The sequence below is a fragment of the Neisseria sp. P0019.S003 genome, assembly GCF_051957115.1.
Taxonomy (GTDB): Bacteria; Pseudomonadota; Gammaproteobacteria; order Burkholderiales; family Neisseriaceae; genus Neisseria; species Neisseria flavescens_D.
In genome coordinates this window covers 283,464-297,351 of record NZ_JBQCWT010000001.1, presented here as the reverse complement: position 1 = coordinate 297,351, position 13,888 = coordinate 283,464, and the positions used below count along the sequence as shown (strand labels likewise).

Sequence of the window (13,888 nt, the reverse complement as noted above, 5' to 3'; positions counted from 1 at the left end):
GGCCTCAGTAGGATTGGTTACCTTAATGAGGCCGTCTGAAGGATTATTGCGCTACTTCGTCGGAGGACTCTTCCTTATTGACGATTTCTTCCGATTTTGGCTTTTCTTTGCTCTTTTCCTTCTCTTTTTCTTTATCCTTGTCTTTTTTACCGTCGGGAATGGCGGCATCAATCACTGCCCCCGTTCCTTTGACGACCAATTTTCCGGCAGTCAGGACGGTTGTGGCAGCCAAATCGACAGCCGCACCTACAACGCAGCTGTTAAGCGTCAAGCAAAGGGCAAGTGCCGGAAGCAGGCGTTTTGTACATCTCAATGGCTGCATCCGCAGTGTCCTTCGTGATGATGGCCGCATCCTAGTGCTTCTTGCCAAGCATCATCATCGCCGTCAAATTCTTCAACTTCGTCAAATTCACCGTTTTCTACCATGCTTACCAGCTCTTCCAAGCTTTCTGCACCTTCTACCCAAAAGCAAGGAATGTCGGGTGGTGTGTCGGGGGCAAGCAGGGCGGCTTGTTGGTCATGCCAAGCAATCCAATAGCCGTTTTGCGTTTGTACGAATACGGCATCGGGATGAATGGTTTCGTTTTCGGTATTGACCAGCATTCTGGCAGCGATATCGGTTTGAAAAGGTAAGGTTTGCATGATGGTTTGAGAATGTGAGAAAAGAAAGTATTGTAACATGGCAAAAACAAACGCACCGTCTGAGTCAGGCGGTGCGTTTGTGTCTCGGCAACTTGGGTGCGGTCAGTTTAGAAGTGTCAGCCGCACCGGGAATGTCATTCCGTCAAGATTATTTGTCGTCGTTAGCCAAAACGAAGCGGTAAATAGCCGCGCCCACTGCTGCGCCGGCAATAGGAGCCAACCAAAACAACCACAGTTGTTCAACAGCCCAGCCGCCTTGGAACAAGGCAACGCCGGTAGAACGTGCAGGGTTAACGGAAGTATTGGTTACAGGAATGCTGATTAAGTGAATCAGGGTCAGACCCAGGCCGATAGCGATAGGTGCAAAGCCGGCTGGAGCCAGTTTATCGGTAGAACCCATGATGATGATCAGGAAGAATGCGGTCAGTACGAATTCGATCAGCAAAGCGGCCATCATGTCGTAACCGTTAGGAGAGTGCTCGCCGAAACCGTTGCTGGCAAAGCCGGAGGCAACAGCATCAAAACCGGTTTTACCGGAAGCAATCAGATACAGAACGCCCGCTGCGGCAATCGCACCGATAACTTGGGATACGATGTAAGGCAACAGGTCTTTACCGTTGAAACGGCCGCCGATGAAAAGGCCGACGGAAACGGCAGGGTTGAAGTGGCCACCGGAAATGTGGCCGACGGCGTAAGCCATGGTCAGTACGGTCAAACCGAACGCTAAGGCGACACCGGCAAAGCCAATGCCAAGTTCTGGGTAGGCTGCTGCCAAAACTGCGCTGCCGCAGCCACCGAATACCAGCCAGAAAGTGCCGAAAAATTCTGCAAAATATTTTTTCATTTGTTTTTCCTCGTAAAGGGTGGGGTGTTGCCGAAGGCATGAATCATAATAAGATTGCTTCTAATCGAAAAACGGATTTACCTGTTTTTTCCGGTCTTGACAAAAGGCCGTCTGAAAATGGCGACAAATGAATAGGGATATATCTGGCAGGTCGAGTTTTGTTTATTGAGGCTGGGTTTATTTAATAGTAGAGCAAATACCGTTAATGCAAAAGCATTTTGTTTTGTAGGTAATATTATTTACAGATTATTTATTTAATTGGAATCTCTGAACCCATTATCTGATTTAAAAAGGCCGTCTGAAAAGTTTTCAGGCGGCCTTTTATTGATGGAGATAAGTTAATCTAAATGCTCGCTGCTTTGCGCCAAGATGGTGCGGTTGCCGTTGTTTTCCGCCGGGGAAACAATACCGTCGGCTTCCATTTGGTCAATCAGGCGAGCAGCGCGGTTGTAGCCGATGCGCAGTTGGCGTTGGATATTGGAAATGCTGGCTTTACGCGATTTTAAGACAACGGAAACGGCTTCGTCATACATGGGGTCGAGGTCGCTGTCGTTGCTGCGGCTGGTACCGGTAAAGTCCTCGGTCGAACCGCTGCTTAAAATATCGTCGATATAGTCAGGCGCGCTGAATTGTTTCAGGTATTCCACTACGCGGTGTACTTCATTATCGGATGCGAATGCGCCGTGTACGCGTTGCGGATAGCCGGTGCCGGGCGGCAGGAATAGCATATCGCCTTGACCGAGCAAGTTTTCCGCACCCATTTGGTCAAGAATCGTGCGGCTGTCGATTTTGCTGGACACTTGGAAGGCAATGCGTGTCGGAATATTGGCTTTAATCAGGCCGGTGATGACATCCACGCTTGGGCGTTGAGTGGCAAGAATCAAATGGATACCGGCTGCACGCGCTTTTTGGGCAAGGCGGGCAATCAGTTCTTCAATTTTCTTGCCTGCAGTCATCATCAGGTCGGCAAACTCATCTACCACGACCACGATAAACGGCAGTTTCTCCAATGGCTCAGGATTTTCAGGCGTAAGACTGAACGGGCTGCCGATTTTTTCGCCACGTGCGGCGGCCTCGGCAATTTTTTGGTTGAAACCGGCAAGGTTGCGCACACCCATAAAGCTCATCAGGCGATAGCGTTTTTCCATTTCGTTGACGCACCAGTTCAGGGCGTTTGCGGCCAGCTTCATATCGGTCACGACAGGGGCGAGCAGGTGCGGAATGCCTTCGTAAATACTCAGCTCCAGCATTTTCGGGTCAATCATGATCATGCGCACGTCTTCAGGCGTTGCTTTGAAGAGCATGGACAGAATCATGGCGTTCACGCCTACGGACTTACCCGAACCGGTCGTACCGGCAACCAGCAGATGCGGCGCTTTGGCCAAGTCTGTTACAACAGGCTGGCCGGTAATGTCTTGGCCGAGGGCCAGGGTCAGTTTGGATTTGGATTCGGTAAACGCAGGCGAATTGAAGATTTCGCTTAAGCGGATCATTTGGCGTTTCGGATTAGGCAATTCCAAGCCCATGCAGGTTTTGCCTGGGATGGTTTCCACCACGCGGATGGAAGCCACACCAAGTGAGCGCGCCAAGTCTTTTTCAAGATTTAAAACGGCACTGCCGCGCACGCCGACATCAGGTTCAATCTCATAACGCGTAATGACTGGGCCGGAATAGGAGTCCATCACTTTGACTTTAACTTTGAACTCAGCCAGTTTTTCTTCGATGGTAATGCTGTTTTCCAGCAACTGTTCTTCAGTTTGCGAGGCGCTTGGGTCAAACTGCGGCGGCAGAAGCAGGGCGGTAGTCGGCAGATGTGCCTCGGTCAGTGTTGCCGAAGTTGGAATAGCTATGCTTGGCGTACTCTCTTGAACGCTTGGTTCTACGCTTTGAACAGGTGTTCCAACGACTGTCTGTGTATATTCAGACGGCCTTGCGATTGTTTCAACAGATTCAACGGGTTCAATGGTTTCAACCGCTTGAATAGCTTCTGCTTCCGCTTGTACAGGAGCTTCCGCCTCACTATCGAATTCAGCTTCTTCGACGGCAGATTCGCTGATTAAATAATCGTGGATACTGCGTTCAGGCTGATTGCTGACATGCGCATTGACTTGCGAATCAAAAATCGGCACTTGGATTTTATGTTCAAAAGCAGGCGGCTCAGGGATATCAATCGGTGCAATCGAGGTTTGGAAAACGGGCGGCTCGGGAATATCGGTTTTAGCCATCGGGACAACCGGTACGGCAGGAGGCTCGACTACGGTTGCGTTTGGTGCGGCAGGCCGGGAGATATAAGGGGATTTTTTAACAGGCGCAGCCGGTTTCGGACGGGACGGCGTTGCCGGTGCGGCAGGTTGTGGTGCAACAGCTTCCGTGGCAGCTCGTTTACGCGCCCATCTTTCAGCGGCCGCTTCGGTATGGCGAACTTGACGGCGCAGGCTGGCAGGGCGGCTGATTTGTCCCAAGTTGGCCAGAATTTCGTCATTTTCGATGGTGCGCGGAGAGTAGTCGCGCAATGGGGCGACGGCTGCGGCCAGTTTGTGGCGTGCGGCGGTACGGCGGGCAAGGTTGTTGTGAATATCTTCCGCTTGGATTTCAGAAGGGAATGCCTGCATGGAAGTATAGGGGAGGATGGCTTCTTTTTCGGCAGTTCTTAAGGCCGTCTGAACGGTTTCGATATGTGGCGCATTGGCTTCTGCCACGCGGACATTATTGGCCCGCGCCAAGGCACGTTCGCGTGTGCGGCGCAAGATAGGGTCGTTGTAGTCGATGATTTCCATACCTGTCATCGGCAGGGATGAAGCGCGCAACAATGGAGTTTCGACTTCGTCTTTGTAAATTGGCGCATTTTTTTCGGCCAAATGCTCGTTCCATTCTTCAACCGCTGCTTCATGCAGGGAACGTGTGGCTTCTTCTAATGTGATTTCTTCAAAATTGCTGTTTTGCACCAAAGACGGGCTGTATTCGGGAGCTTCCATCTGTGCAAACGGCGTGATTTTAGGAATACGTTCCGGTTTGGCAGATTTGCGGGGTTTAGGCGCAACTTTGATTTCTTCTTCGGTAGCTGCGATGTGTTCCGGCTCTTCGGCCACTGGCTCTGCTGCGTGTTCTTCTGTTTCGGCGCGTTGCATTTTATTGTGTTCGAGTGCGGAAAGCAGGCGGATGCGGGCGATTTTATGATTGTCGGCAGTGCGCTTGTTCATGCTGAACAAACGTTTCAGGCTGTCCAGTTGGCCGGAAAAACCGACCGGGCTGTCTTCTTCGTTTATTTCTTGTTCGTCGCCACTGAGTCGTGCCAATTCTTGGCGCCACTTTTGCTCTTGTTTCTGGCGCCACCAGAACAAGCCGGCTATGACAGCCAGCAGAATTAAAGCCAATATTGTCCAAAGCATGCGTCCATCCCCTTAATTAAACGGCAAAGTTCGTTATTCTAACGCTTTTTTCGGGTAAACAAAACCAGCCGAAACAAGCTTTAACGGCAAAGGCAGGCAGGATTGTCAAAGCTATGGCTTGAGACGCGTATAATAGGCCGTCTGAACATTTTGCGGATGAGATGATGATTTTTCAAAACGGATGGTTTCCCGTTGGTATCGTGATGGCGGCATGGCCTGTGTTGCTGGTGATTTTTGCTTTGTGTGCAAAGCAGGCATGGGTGTCGGTATCGCAGCATCGTTCCGCTTTTTTGGTGGCTGCCGTGATGTTGCCGCTGGCTTGGAGTTTAAATGCCTCTCCCGAAAGCGGACAACTGGCCGGCATGAGCTATCATTTGCTTGCTTTAAACCTGACGGCTTTAATGCTGGGCACCTCTGCCGCGTTCTGCCTTGGCGTTTTGCTGTTTTTTCCGTATTTGTGGCTTTGGGGCGATTGGCATATGTTCCCCATCAACGCCTTGTCCGTATTGCTTCCGCCTTTGTTGGTGAACTTAGGTTTCCGCCATTGGGTGTCGCGTTTGCCTGCCAATATCTTTATCTTTATTTTTCTGAATGGTTTTTGGGCCGCGGCTGTCGGCATGGTGTTTACCGGCGTGGTTTTGGTCGGTTTGTTGGACTGGGCGGATGTATTTGATACGGCGGTATTGTGGAAAACCGCTTTTCCTGTTTTCTTCTTAATCGCTTGGGCAGAGGCATTTTTGAGCGGTATTTCAACAGCTATTTTTATCGCGCTCAAGCCGCAATGGATTTGTACTTTCGATGACGACAGGTATTTGAAATCCGCGCCTAAGATTTGGCAATAAGATATGAAGGCATCCTTGCTTGGTTTTCAGACGGCCTAATGACCGGATGGCCTGTTTTTTGAATTGAATTTTTAACTTGTTATGTTTGCTTATATTTTTCCCATTGTTTGCGGTGCCGCTGTCGGGGCTGTATTGCGTTGGCTGTTTGGCTTGGTGCTGGTGTCTTCTGCGCCTTTTTCTATCGGTACATTGGCGGCAAACTGGCTGGGTGCGTTGCTGATCGGTGTATTGGCGGAACTCTTAACCGATCCGCAATGGCGTTTGCTTTGGATTACCGGCTTTCTCGGCAGCTTGACCACATTTTCAGGTTTTTCAGTAGAAATGGTGGGTTTGATGCAGGCGCAACGTTGGGGCATGGCTTTGATGGCAACCTGTCTGCATGTTTTCGGTTCGTTTGGTTTGACGGCGCTGGGGATTAAATTGGCGCAGATTTGGAAGTAAGTTGCTATTTTTTATTTGAAATATAAACCGAAGGCCGTCTGAAAATCTGTTTTCAGACGGCCTTCGGTTTAATCAATTAGGGTTGTACATAGCTTTTTGTACGCGCTAAATCGGTAATCAACAGCGGATTGTCTTTGCGCATCATATCGATCAGCTCTTGGCAACGTTTGGTTGTTGGATCTTGCCAGAGCCAGTCAAGCTCGGGCTGGGTAAGGCCGACTATCTGCAGAAATTGAACTTCGCCGTTTGGCGTTTTGATAGCGGGCAGCTTGGGGTCTGGTGCGAAGGCTACGCCGACGATGGCGGTTTCTGTATCCATTCGGATAGGGCCGTTAGTTGAAGTAAAGTGGTAGGCTTCAAACCAGTTGCCGCTTTCAAAAACGTAACGGCCAAGGTTATTCATCATATTGACTGCCCAATAAGGCTCGTGTTTGGTGTTGTAGTCGGAATCTGGATCCTGATCGTAAGGAGGAGTGCGGAAGGTAAATTCAAATCCCCATTTACTGTAATCTGCACCGGCAAGTTCTGGATTAAAGTAAAGTTCGCTCATGCCGTAGGAAACAATATGGCGATGGAAGGTTTGCTCTTCACAATCAAAAATGTCGCTATTGTCCAGTGGATCGGTGCCTCCCAACCAATACTTGATTATAGGACCATAGGAGCGTGGTTTGACATCTCCATAAAGTGCTTTAAGCGCAGAATCGATAGCTTCCCAGCCGACAGCCTGATCTTCTTTAAAAGTTTGGCGGTATTCTTGTTCGTTCATTGTCTGTTTCCGTGTTGTTGATGATTGGCTTGTAAATTAATTCGCGTGTTTTTTTTAGAATGTGTTGTTTCTAAAAATAAAGCGATTTAAATATGACATATTATTTGCTTTTTTAATCAATGCCAATAGGCAAACAGACGGTTTCTTGACAATAGGTTTTGCCGGATTCGCTTAAGTGTGCCGGTTTGTAGGCGGCAAAGGTGTAGGTAAGGTCTGTGCGGAATGTGTCAGGATCGGCTTCGGCGGTGTCGCAGTTGAGGCCGGTGGGAATATCGAGGGCAACTTTCAGGCCGTCTGCATGATTGAGTTGGCGGCAGAGGGCGGCGATTTCGGTTGGAAGGGCGCCGCTGAAGCCTGTGCCGAATATGCCTTCGATAATGATGTCGTAACCTTTTTTCAGACGGCCTTCCAGTTCTTGGACGGATATCAATTCAATATGGGGCAAACCGTTGAGTCGTTCACGATTGGTTTGAGCCAAAGGGGAGAGGTTTTCTCCGAGTGAAAACAGAATATCGATGTGCCAACCTTGCGCCTGCATATATCTTGCCATGACTAAGCCGTCGCCGCCGTTGTTGCCTTTGCCGCAAACGATCAGAGCGCGTCCGGCTTTGGGATAACGCTGCATGAGGTCTCGGGCGGCAGAGCTGCCGGCGTTTTCCATCAGTTGGTCGAAGCTTGTGCCTTTATCGACGGCTGCTTGTTCGCGTTCGCGCATTTGGGCGGCGGTATAGACTTTCATGATCGGCTCTCTTTGCAGGAAGTTATTTGTCGGCGGTATTCATCAGGCGCAAGGCTTTCAGACGGCCTATTTCTTTTTGATATTCCACCAGTCCGATAAATGCGCCGTCTCGGCTGTATACGCGGATGGGCTGTTCGGCGGAAATGTCTTCGGTAAACTGGGGGCGTTGGCCGTGTTTGAGCATGGTAACGGCGTAGTCGTTCAACTCAAGTTTGGGGAAATGTTGTACCAAAACATCGCAAGGCAGCAATAGGGCATCGCGTTCAGCTTCGTCCAATTCTGCCAAGGCTTCGAGCGTGTGGCTTTGGGTAATGGTAAATCCGGCGGTTTCAGTACGGCGCAGGGCGGTCAGGTGGGCGAATGTGCCGATGTGTTTGGCGATGTCTTCGCTGAGGGTGCGGATGTAAGTGCCTTTGCTGCAACGTACGTCTATCACGGCTTTGGGTGCATCAAACTCATTGATATTAATGGAGTAAATGGTGATGTCTCGTGCTTTACGTTCGATAACGATGCCTTTGCGCGCGTATTCGTACAGCGGTTTGCCTTCGTGCTTGAGGGCGGAAAACATGGGAGGTACTTGGCGGATATCGCCCGTTAAGGCTTGGCAGGCTGTCTGAAATTCGGACAATGAAATATCGGCGCGTGCGGTGGCAACGATTTCGCCTTCTGCATCACCCGTACTGCTGGCTTCGCCCAGTTTCAGCGTGGCCGTATAGGCTTTGTCGGCATCAATCAGATATTGGGCGAACTTGGTCGCTTCACCGAAACAAACAGGCAGAAGCCCTGTGGCCAAAGGATCGAGTACGCCGGTATGCCCGGCTTTTTCTGCACGGAACAAACACCGCGCTTTTTGCAGGGCGGTATTGCTGGAAAGGCCTTCGGGTTTGTCGAGGAGAAGAACGCCGTTGACCGGGCGTTTGGTGGGTTTGGCTGTCATAGCGTTTTTTTAAGGAACATGCCGTCTGAAAAAAGAGTTTTATATTTTCAGACGGCATTTTATTATCAGTTGAACCATTTAAAGCGATAAGTTGTCCGCTTGATTTTTATAAATGGAAATGAAGAAACTTCAGAAACCTCTACAGATTTTGGTTGCATGGTTTGCTTTGCCAATGTTGCGGTTACCGTTACACTTTTGAAAAGTTGGTCTGCATCTATCATTTCTTTCGTAGTTACCTTATCTGTTTTCAAGAAGCTTTCGTTGCTGATATCGGCAGTCTGATCCATATTAACTTGAGATTGGTATCGTAATGTTATCTCTTGATCAGTCTGATTTATCAATTCATAAGAACTTGTTTGAATATACGGTATGCCTAAGATAGAAAAATTTTTCTGAGATGGGGCAGGTAGTTTGTCAGGGTTAATATCCGCCCAAAGCCATATCCAGTAACCCCATGGATTGTCCATCTTTTTTTGTTTTATGGCATTTTGTATTTCTAGATTGTTTAATTCCTCCAAGTCATCTTTACTAATACTTTTCTTCTCAAGGCTTATTTTCTTTGATTGAGTGTAAAAATCTTTCCAGTTGATAATATCAACAGCTTGTCCTGATTGATTAATTAGTAAAACAAGGGGTGGCAGAGTTTGCGAAGAGAGTACATCTTCTTCGCTAGGTTTGTAATTATTGATAGAAATAATATTACGGTTGCCGTAAGACAGTACAAAGTTGCTTATTCCCCGTTTGGTTAATTGAATGAAATACCTATACTCTATCACGTCGGATGAAACATCATTTGTTTCTGTCACGCCATATGGAATATCAGTTATCTCTGTTACTTCGGCTTTATTTTGCTTCCAATTAAAAGATAAAGGCGTGGAAAAGGCATAGGACGCTGTTGCAAATAAAATAGATATAAGCCATTTTTTCATCATAGATTTCTTAATCTTCAACCGGTTTTTCTGCTGCCACTTGGTCGATCAGGCTGGAAATGCTCATGCCGCGTTCGAGCGATTCGTCGTATTTGAAGTGCAGTTCAGGCGTTTTGAAGAGTTTGATGCGTTTGGCCAATTCGCTGCGCAAATGGCCTTTGGCGTGTTCCAAAGCTTCTTCGGTAATGTCGCGTGTGCTGTCGTCAAGGACAGTGTAGAACACGGTTGCGTGGCTGTAATCGCGGGTGACTTCGACTTCGTTGATGGTGATGAAGCCTGCACGCGGATCTTTCAGGCCGGTGCGGACGAGTTCGGCAAGCTCGCGCATGATTTGTTCTTTGACACGGTCTTGGCGGGCGTAGCCGCGTTGGGGTTTTCTCATGGTTTTCCTTGATGTATGGCAGGCTGTCGTTTTCAGACGGCCTGCGGTTTGGATTTTGAAAAACTGCCTATTATAACGGAGCGCGGTTTATTGTGCTTGAACCGAGAAAGGCATATCGATTTTTTGCCATTGCGCGCTTTCGTAGTCCAGCGCATCGGCAATGAGGGGGTGTTGCTCCAGCCATTGGGCGTTGATGCGCAAGATGAAGCTGTGGTTGTTTTCATCGACGCGAAGCTGGGTTTGCGGCGGCAAATCAAGCGGCAGGCGCGAACGGCAGAAGAGGGCGGCCAGGCGCAGAGACAACACGGCACACCACATGATTTCGTTGCTGCCGATAATGTCCGCCATTTTCTTAAGGTCGCCGCGATGGCCGATAACCAGTTGCGCCAGAATGGTTTGCTCTTTGCGTGAGAAGCCCGGCATATCGGCGTTTTCGAGAATGTAGGCGGAGTGTTTGTGATAACCGGTATGGGCAATATCCAAGCCGATTTCATGCAGACGGCCTGCGCGGCTGAGGTATTGGTTCCACAGGGCAAGCTCTTGAACGGTTACGTTTTTGGCGTGGCACAGGCTGTTCATAAAGGTTTGCGCGGTATCGGCAACGCGTTTGGCTTGGTTGAGGCTGACGTGGTAGCGTTTTTGGAACTCTGCCGTTGTCTGTTCGCGCATATCGACATTGAGGCTGCGGCCGATTAAGTCGTAGAACACGCCGTCGCGGAGTGCGGCTTCGGTAACGGTCATTTTGGTCAGCGAGAGTTCTTCAAAAGCGGCCATCATCACAGCCAATCCGCCCGCAAAAACTTCGATGCGTTCGGGTTTGAGGTTTTCAAATTTGGCTTTTTTGACCGAACCGGCTTCGATAATCCTATCGGCAAGATAACGCATGCCTTGGGCGGTAATGTCGGCTTCCTGCGGCAATTCGGCCGCCAAAACGTCGCGTATGGATTTGGCCGAACCAGACGTGCCGATGGCGAAATCCCAACCGGTGCGCTTCATTAGTTTGCTGATGCGTTGGATTTCGATACGCGCGGCGGAAACGGCGGCTTGGAAATCTTTGGCAGTCACTTTGTTTTGGAAGAAGCGCATGCTGTACGTTACGCAGCCTAAAGGCAGGCTTTCTGTGGTCAGTGGTTGCAAATCCGAGCCGATGACAAATTCGGTCGAACCGCCGCCGATGTCGATAACCAGCATTTTGTCGCCTTTGGGCGGCAGGGTATGCACTACGCCAGTGTAAATCAGACGCGCTTCTTCACGGCCGGCGATGACTTCGATGGGGAAGCCCAGCGCCGCTTCGGCACGGGGCAGGAATTGGGCGATGTTTTTGGCGACACGGAAAGTGTTGGTGGCCACCACGCGCACGTTTTCAGGCTGGAATCCGCGCAGGCGTTCGCCAAATTTTGCCAAACATTCCAATGCTTGTTCTTGAGAGGCTTCGCTCAGGTTTTTTTGTTCATCCAAGCCGGCGGCAAAGCGAACCATTTGTTTGAACGAGTCGATGACTTTCAGCTGGCCGTTGTTGTTTTCACAAATTTGCAGGCGGAAACTGTTGGAACCCAAGTCGACGGAGGCTAAAACGTTGGCGGGAGTGGTGGTCATAAAAAATACCGGTTGATTAGAAAAACCTAAATGTTACTTGAGGCGCTATCACTTGACAATAAAAGGTATACAGCTCTTTGATTCTGCTCATAGATGTATTTTATAATGCCGATTTTAAGCCAATATATCAAAGGCCGTCTGAACTTTTCAGACGGCCTAAAAAGAGAAAACGCATGAAATCGGAAAACCAAGATTCCTTATTTTTATCGCGCCGCCGCCTGTTGCAAGTCGGCGGAGCCATGCTTTTGACGCCTGCGACCGCATGGGCGGGGGCGCAACGTGAAGAAACGCTGGCGGATGATGTGGCTTCCGTGATGCGCAGTTCGATTAATAGCGCCAGCCCTGCGCGGCTGGTGTTTGCCGATTCGAGGGAAGGGGAACGTTGGTTGGCGGCGATGTCTTCCCGATTGGCACGCTTTATTCCCGATGAGGGCGAGCGCCGCCGCCTGTTGGTCAATATCCAATACGAAAGCAGTCGTGCCGGACTCAACACTCAAGTGATTCTGGGTTTGATTGAAGTGGAAAGCGCGTTTCGCCAATATGCCATCAGCGGCGTGGGCGCGCGCGGCTTGATGCAGGTAATGCCGTTTTGGAAAAACTATATCGGCAATCCGTCGCACAACCTTTTCGATATCCGCACCAATCTGCGCTATGGCTGCACCATTCTGCGCCATTACAACAATATTGAAAAAGGCAATATTGTCCGCGCGTTGGCAAGGTTTAACGGCAGCTTGGGCAGTAACAAATATCCAAACGCCGTGTTAGGCGCGTGGCGAAATAGATGGCAGTGGGGTTGATTCGGGATAAATGGGATAGGGCAGATCTTGCGTGACTTTGGTTTCTGTTGAAACCTTTTTATACCGATGAAGCAGGTTTGCGATAAACGGCTTGCGATTTGACCCCATGCAATTCCTTTGAATCCTGTATAATCAGAAAATCTGTTAATTCACACTTTCAGACGGCCTTTCGCAAACTTAAGGCCGTCTGAAACATTCTTTATGGCAAGAGATAACCGCATTCAAATGTTTCCGCACGAGTGGCGTGCCAGTACCACACTTTCCGGCGTTTACGCACTGCGTATGTTGGGGATGTTTTTGGTATTGCCTGTTTTGGCGATGTATGCCGCTTCGTTGCCCGGCGCAGAAAACAATAAAGCGCTGGTCGGTATGGCGATGGGTATTTACGGGCTGACACAAGCTTTGCTGCAACTGCCTTTGGGCATGGCTTCTGATAAGTTCGGCCGTAAAAAAGTGATTTATACCGGCCTGATTGTGTTTGCGGCGGGTAGTTTTTTGGCCGCAGTTGCCGACAGCCTGCAGATGTTGGTTGTCGCGCGTGCCATTCAAGGCGCGGGTGCCGTCAGTGCCGCGGTAACGGCTTTGCTGGCGGATTTGACCCGTAACGAAGTGCGGACGCGTGCGATGGCGATGATCGGCCTGAGTATCGGCTTGACTTTCTCCGTCAGCCTGGTGCTTGCGCCGATGATTGCCAGCTTTATCGGTGTATCCGGCCTGTTTGCGCTGACCGGTATTTTGACTGTAATCAGTATCGGCGTGGTTGCCTGGATGACCCCTGATCCGGAAGTGTCAAAAATGCACGAAGACACGCAGGCGCAGCCTTCGCGTATGGGCGAGGTATTGAAAAACCGCCAACTGCTCAATCTCGACTTCGGTATTTTTGCCTTGCATGCGGCACAAATGGCTTTATTTACCGCATTGCCGTTTGCTATGACGCAGTTGGGTTTGGAAAAAATCCATCACTGGCAAGTCTATCTGCCGTCAACCATTACCGGCCTGATTATTATGGTGCCGCTGATTATCGTCGGCGAAACGCGTAACAAACTTAAACAAGTGTTTATCCTTGGTATCGTCTGCATTGCCGCGGCGCAAATCGGTCTGCTGTTTGGCATGCACTCGGTATGGTTGATTACCGCTTATCTGATTGTTTATTTTATTGGTTTCAATGTATTGGAAGCCAGCCTGCCGTCTATGGTGTCGAAAATCGCCCCGTCCGATTTGAAAGGCACCGCGATGGGCGTGTATAACACCATGCAGTCGGTCGGCTTGTTTGTCGGCGGCGCAACCGGTGGTTTATTGTTCCAAAAATATGGTTTTGTAGGCGTATTTGCCTTTTGTAGCGTATTGATGTTGCTGTGGCTGGTATTGGCAGTCATTTCGCCGGCACCAAAACCTGTCAAAAACCTCAGCTATCCGCTTAACGCTGAATGGCAACAAAATCCGGATTTGCTCTACCAAAAATTGACCGAAATTGAAGGCGTTGAAAGCATCAGCTTTAGCGCAGACAAACAAACCATTTATATCAAGGCCTTGCAAAAAGGATTCGACCAAGAGGCCGCCGAAAAAATCATCACAGGAGTGTAA

The 13,888-nt window shown here is 49.6% G+C and carries 14 protein-coding genes; 4 read left to right on the top strand and 10 right to left on the bottom strand.

What is annotated here, in order from left to right; translation table 11 throughout:
- Nucleotides 1–43 precede the first annotated feature (43 nt).
- The 4 genes from ACTHTS_RS01375 to ACTHTS_RS01360 all read right to left on the bottom strand — a co-directional run bounded on the left by ACTHTS_RS01375 (nt 44) and on the right by ACTHTS_RS01360 (nt 4,875).
- Nucleotides 44–322, bottom strand: a complete 279-nt coding sequence (locus ACTHTS_RS01375; RefSeq protein ID WP_440369001.1) for an NF038104 family lipoprotein — start codon at nt 320–322, stop codon at nt 44–46.
- Nucleotides 310–642, bottom strand: a complete 333-nt coding sequence (locus tag ACTHTS_RS01370; RefSeq protein WP_004520787.1) for a hypothetical protein — start codon at nt 640–642, stop codon at nt 310–312. Before ACTHTS_RS01370 ends, ACTHTS_RS01375 begins: the two co-directional genes overlap by 13 nt.
- Before the next feature lie 148 nt (nt 643–790).
- A complete protein-coding gene (gene aqpZ, locus ACTHTS_RS01365) occupies nt 791–1,486 on the bottom strand; it encodes an aquaporin Z (RefSeq protein ID WP_063067881.1) in 696 nt (231 codons plus the stop codon).
- Nucleotides 1,487–1,824: 338 nt separating this feature from the next.
- On the bottom strand, nt 1,825–4,875 hold the full coding sequence (locus ACTHTS_RS01360; protein WP_440369000.1) for a DNA translocase FtsK: 3,051 nt from the start codon (nt 4,873–4,875) through the stop codon (nt 1,825–1,827).
- A gap of 164 nt (nt 4,876–5,039) precedes the next feature.
- On the opposite strand from ACTHTS_RS01360, the gene ACTHTS_RS01355 reads away from it, so the two are divergent.
- Together ACTHTS_RS01355 and ACTHTS_RS01350 are read left to right on the top strand one after the other, a co-directional pair.
- Nucleotides 5,040–5,717, top strand: a complete 678-nt coding sequence (locus ACTHTS_RS01355; protein WP_440368999.1) for an energy-coupling factor ABC transporter permease — start codon at nt 5,040–5,042, stop codon at nt 5,715–5,717.
- A gap of 81 nt (nt 5,718–5,798) precedes the next feature.
- Complete coding sequence (locus ACTHTS_RS01350) at nt 5,799–6,158, top strand: CrcB family protein (RefSeq protein WP_003679592.1); 360 nt, start codon at nt 5,799–5,801, stop codon at nt 6,156–6,158.
- A 76-nt stretch (nt 6,159–6,234) separates the two neighbouring features.
- Here the strand turns inward: ACTHTS_RS01350 and ACTHTS_RS01345 are convergent, their stop codons facing one another.
- From ACTHTS_RS01345 to ppx, 6 genes are all read right to left on the bottom strand, one after another.
- Nucleotides 6,235–6,924: a suppressor of fused domain protein gene (locus ACTHTS_RS01345; protein ID WP_107857188.1), complete on the bottom strand. Its 690-nt coding sequence runs from the start codon at nt 6,922–6,924 to the stop codon at nt 6,235–6,237.
- 112 nt (nt 6,925–7,036) lie between these two features.
- Nucleotides 7,037–7,663 (bottom strand): NAD(P)H-hydrate epimerase, encoded by a 627-nt coding sequence (locus ACTHTS_RS01340; protein ID WP_440368998.1) that lies wholly within the window; start codon nt 7,661–7,663, stop codon nt 7,037–7,039.
- A gap of 22 nt (nt 7,664–7,685) precedes the next feature.
- A complete protein-coding gene (truB, locus tag ACTHTS_RS01335) occupies nt 7,686–8,600 on the bottom strand; it encodes a tRNA pseudouridine(55) synthase TruB (protein ID WP_440368997.1) in 915 nt (304 codons plus the stop codon).
- A 65-nt stretch (nt 8,601–8,665) separates the two neighbouring features.
- A complete protein-coding gene (locus ACTHTS_RS01330) occupies nt 8,666–9,529 on the bottom strand; it encodes a hypothetical protein (RefSeq protein ID WP_440368996.1) in 864 nt (287 codons plus the stop codon).
- 10 nt (nt 9,530–9,539) lie between these two features.
- Nucleotides 9,540–9,911: a 30S ribosome-binding factor RbfA gene (gene rbfA / locus ACTHTS_RS01325; RefSeq protein ID WP_003685554.1), complete on the bottom strand. Its 372-nt coding sequence runs from the start codon at nt 9,909–9,911 to the stop codon at nt 9,540–9,542.
- A gap of 87 nt (nt 9,912–9,998) precedes the next feature.
- On the bottom strand, nt 9,999–11,507 hold the full coding sequence (gene ppx / locus ACTHTS_RS01320) for an exopolyphosphatase (RefSeq protein ID WP_440368995.1): 1,509 nt from the start codon (nt 11,505–11,507) through the stop codon (nt 9,999–10,001).
- 173 nt (nt 11,508–11,680) lie between these two features.
- Here ppx and ACTHTS_RS01315 point away from each other — a divergent pair, with 173 nt between their 5' ends.
- Together ACTHTS_RS01315 and ACTHTS_RS01310 are read left to right on the top strand one after the other, a co-directional pair.
- Nucleotides 11,681–12,304 carry a lytic transglycosylase domain-containing protein gene (locus ACTHTS_RS01315; protein ID WP_039863563.1) on the top strand — a complete coding sequence of 208 codons (624 nt, stop codon included), beginning with the start codon at nt 11,681–11,683 and terminating at the stop codon, nt 12,302–12,304.
- A 201-nt stretch (nt 12,305–12,505) separates the two neighbouring features.
- Nucleotides 12,506–13,888: an MFS transporter gene (locus tag ACTHTS_RS01310; protein WP_440368994.1), complete on the top strand. Its 1,383-nt coding sequence runs from the start codon at nt 12,506–12,508 to the stop codon at nt 13,886–13,888.

Bases quoted from the DNA above. Each gene is read 5' to 3' on its own strand.
- ACTHTS_RS01375 (WP_440369001.1), bottom strand. From the start codon at position 322: ATGCAGCCATTGAGATGTACAAAACGCCTGCTTCCGGCACTTGCCCTT.
- ACTHTS_RS01370 (WP_004520787.1), bottom strand. From the start codon at position 642: ATGCAAACCTTACCTTTTCAAACCGATATCGCTGCCAGAATGCTGGTC.
- aqpZ (WP_063067881.1), bottom strand. From the start codon at position 1,486: ATGAAAAAATATTTTGCAGAATTTTTCGGCACTTTCTGGCTGGTATTC.
- ACTHTS_RS01360 (WP_440369000.1), bottom strand. From the start codon at position 4,875: ATGCTTTGGACAATATTGGCTTTAATTCTGCTGGCTGTCATAGCCGGC.
- ACTHTS_RS01355 (WP_440368999.1), top strand. From the start codon at position 5,040: ATGATTTTTCAAAACGGATGGTTTCCCGTTGGTATCGTGATGGCGGCA.
- ACTHTS_RS01350 (WP_003679592.1), top strand. From the start codon at position 5,799: ATGTTTGCTTATATTTTTCCCATTGTTTGCGGTGCCGCTGTCGGGGCT.
- ACTHTS_RS01345 (WP_107857188.1), bottom strand. From the start codon at position 6,924: ATGAACGAACAAGAATACCGCCAAACTTTTAAAGAAGATCAGGCTGTC.
- ACTHTS_RS01340 (WP_440368998.1), bottom strand. From the start codon at position 7,663: ATGAAAGTCTATACCGCCGCCCAAATGCGCGAACGCGAACAAGCAGCC.
- truB (WP_440368997.1), bottom strand. From the start codon at position 8,600: ATGACAGCCAAACCCACCAAACGCCCGGTCAACGGCGTTCTTCTCCTC.
- ACTHTS_RS01330 (WP_440368996.1), bottom strand. From the start codon at position 9,529: ATGAAAAAATGGCTTATATCTATTTTATTTGCAACAGCGTCCTATGCC.
- rbfA (WP_003685554.1), bottom strand. From the start codon at position 9,911: ATGAGAAAACCCCAACGCGGCTACGCCCGCCAAGACCGTGTCAAAGAA.
- ppx (WP_440368995.1), bottom strand. From the start codon at position 11,507: ATGACCACCACTCCCGCCAACGTTTTAGCCTCCGTCGACTTGGGTTCC.
- ACTHTS_RS01315 (WP_039863563.1), top strand. From the start codon at position 11,681: ATGAAATCGGAAAACCAAGATTCCTTATTTTTATCGCGCCGCCGCCTG.
- ACTHTS_RS01310 (WP_440368994.1), top strand. From the start codon at position 12,506: ATGGCAAGAGATAACCGCATTCAAATGTTTCCGCACGAGTGGCGTGCC.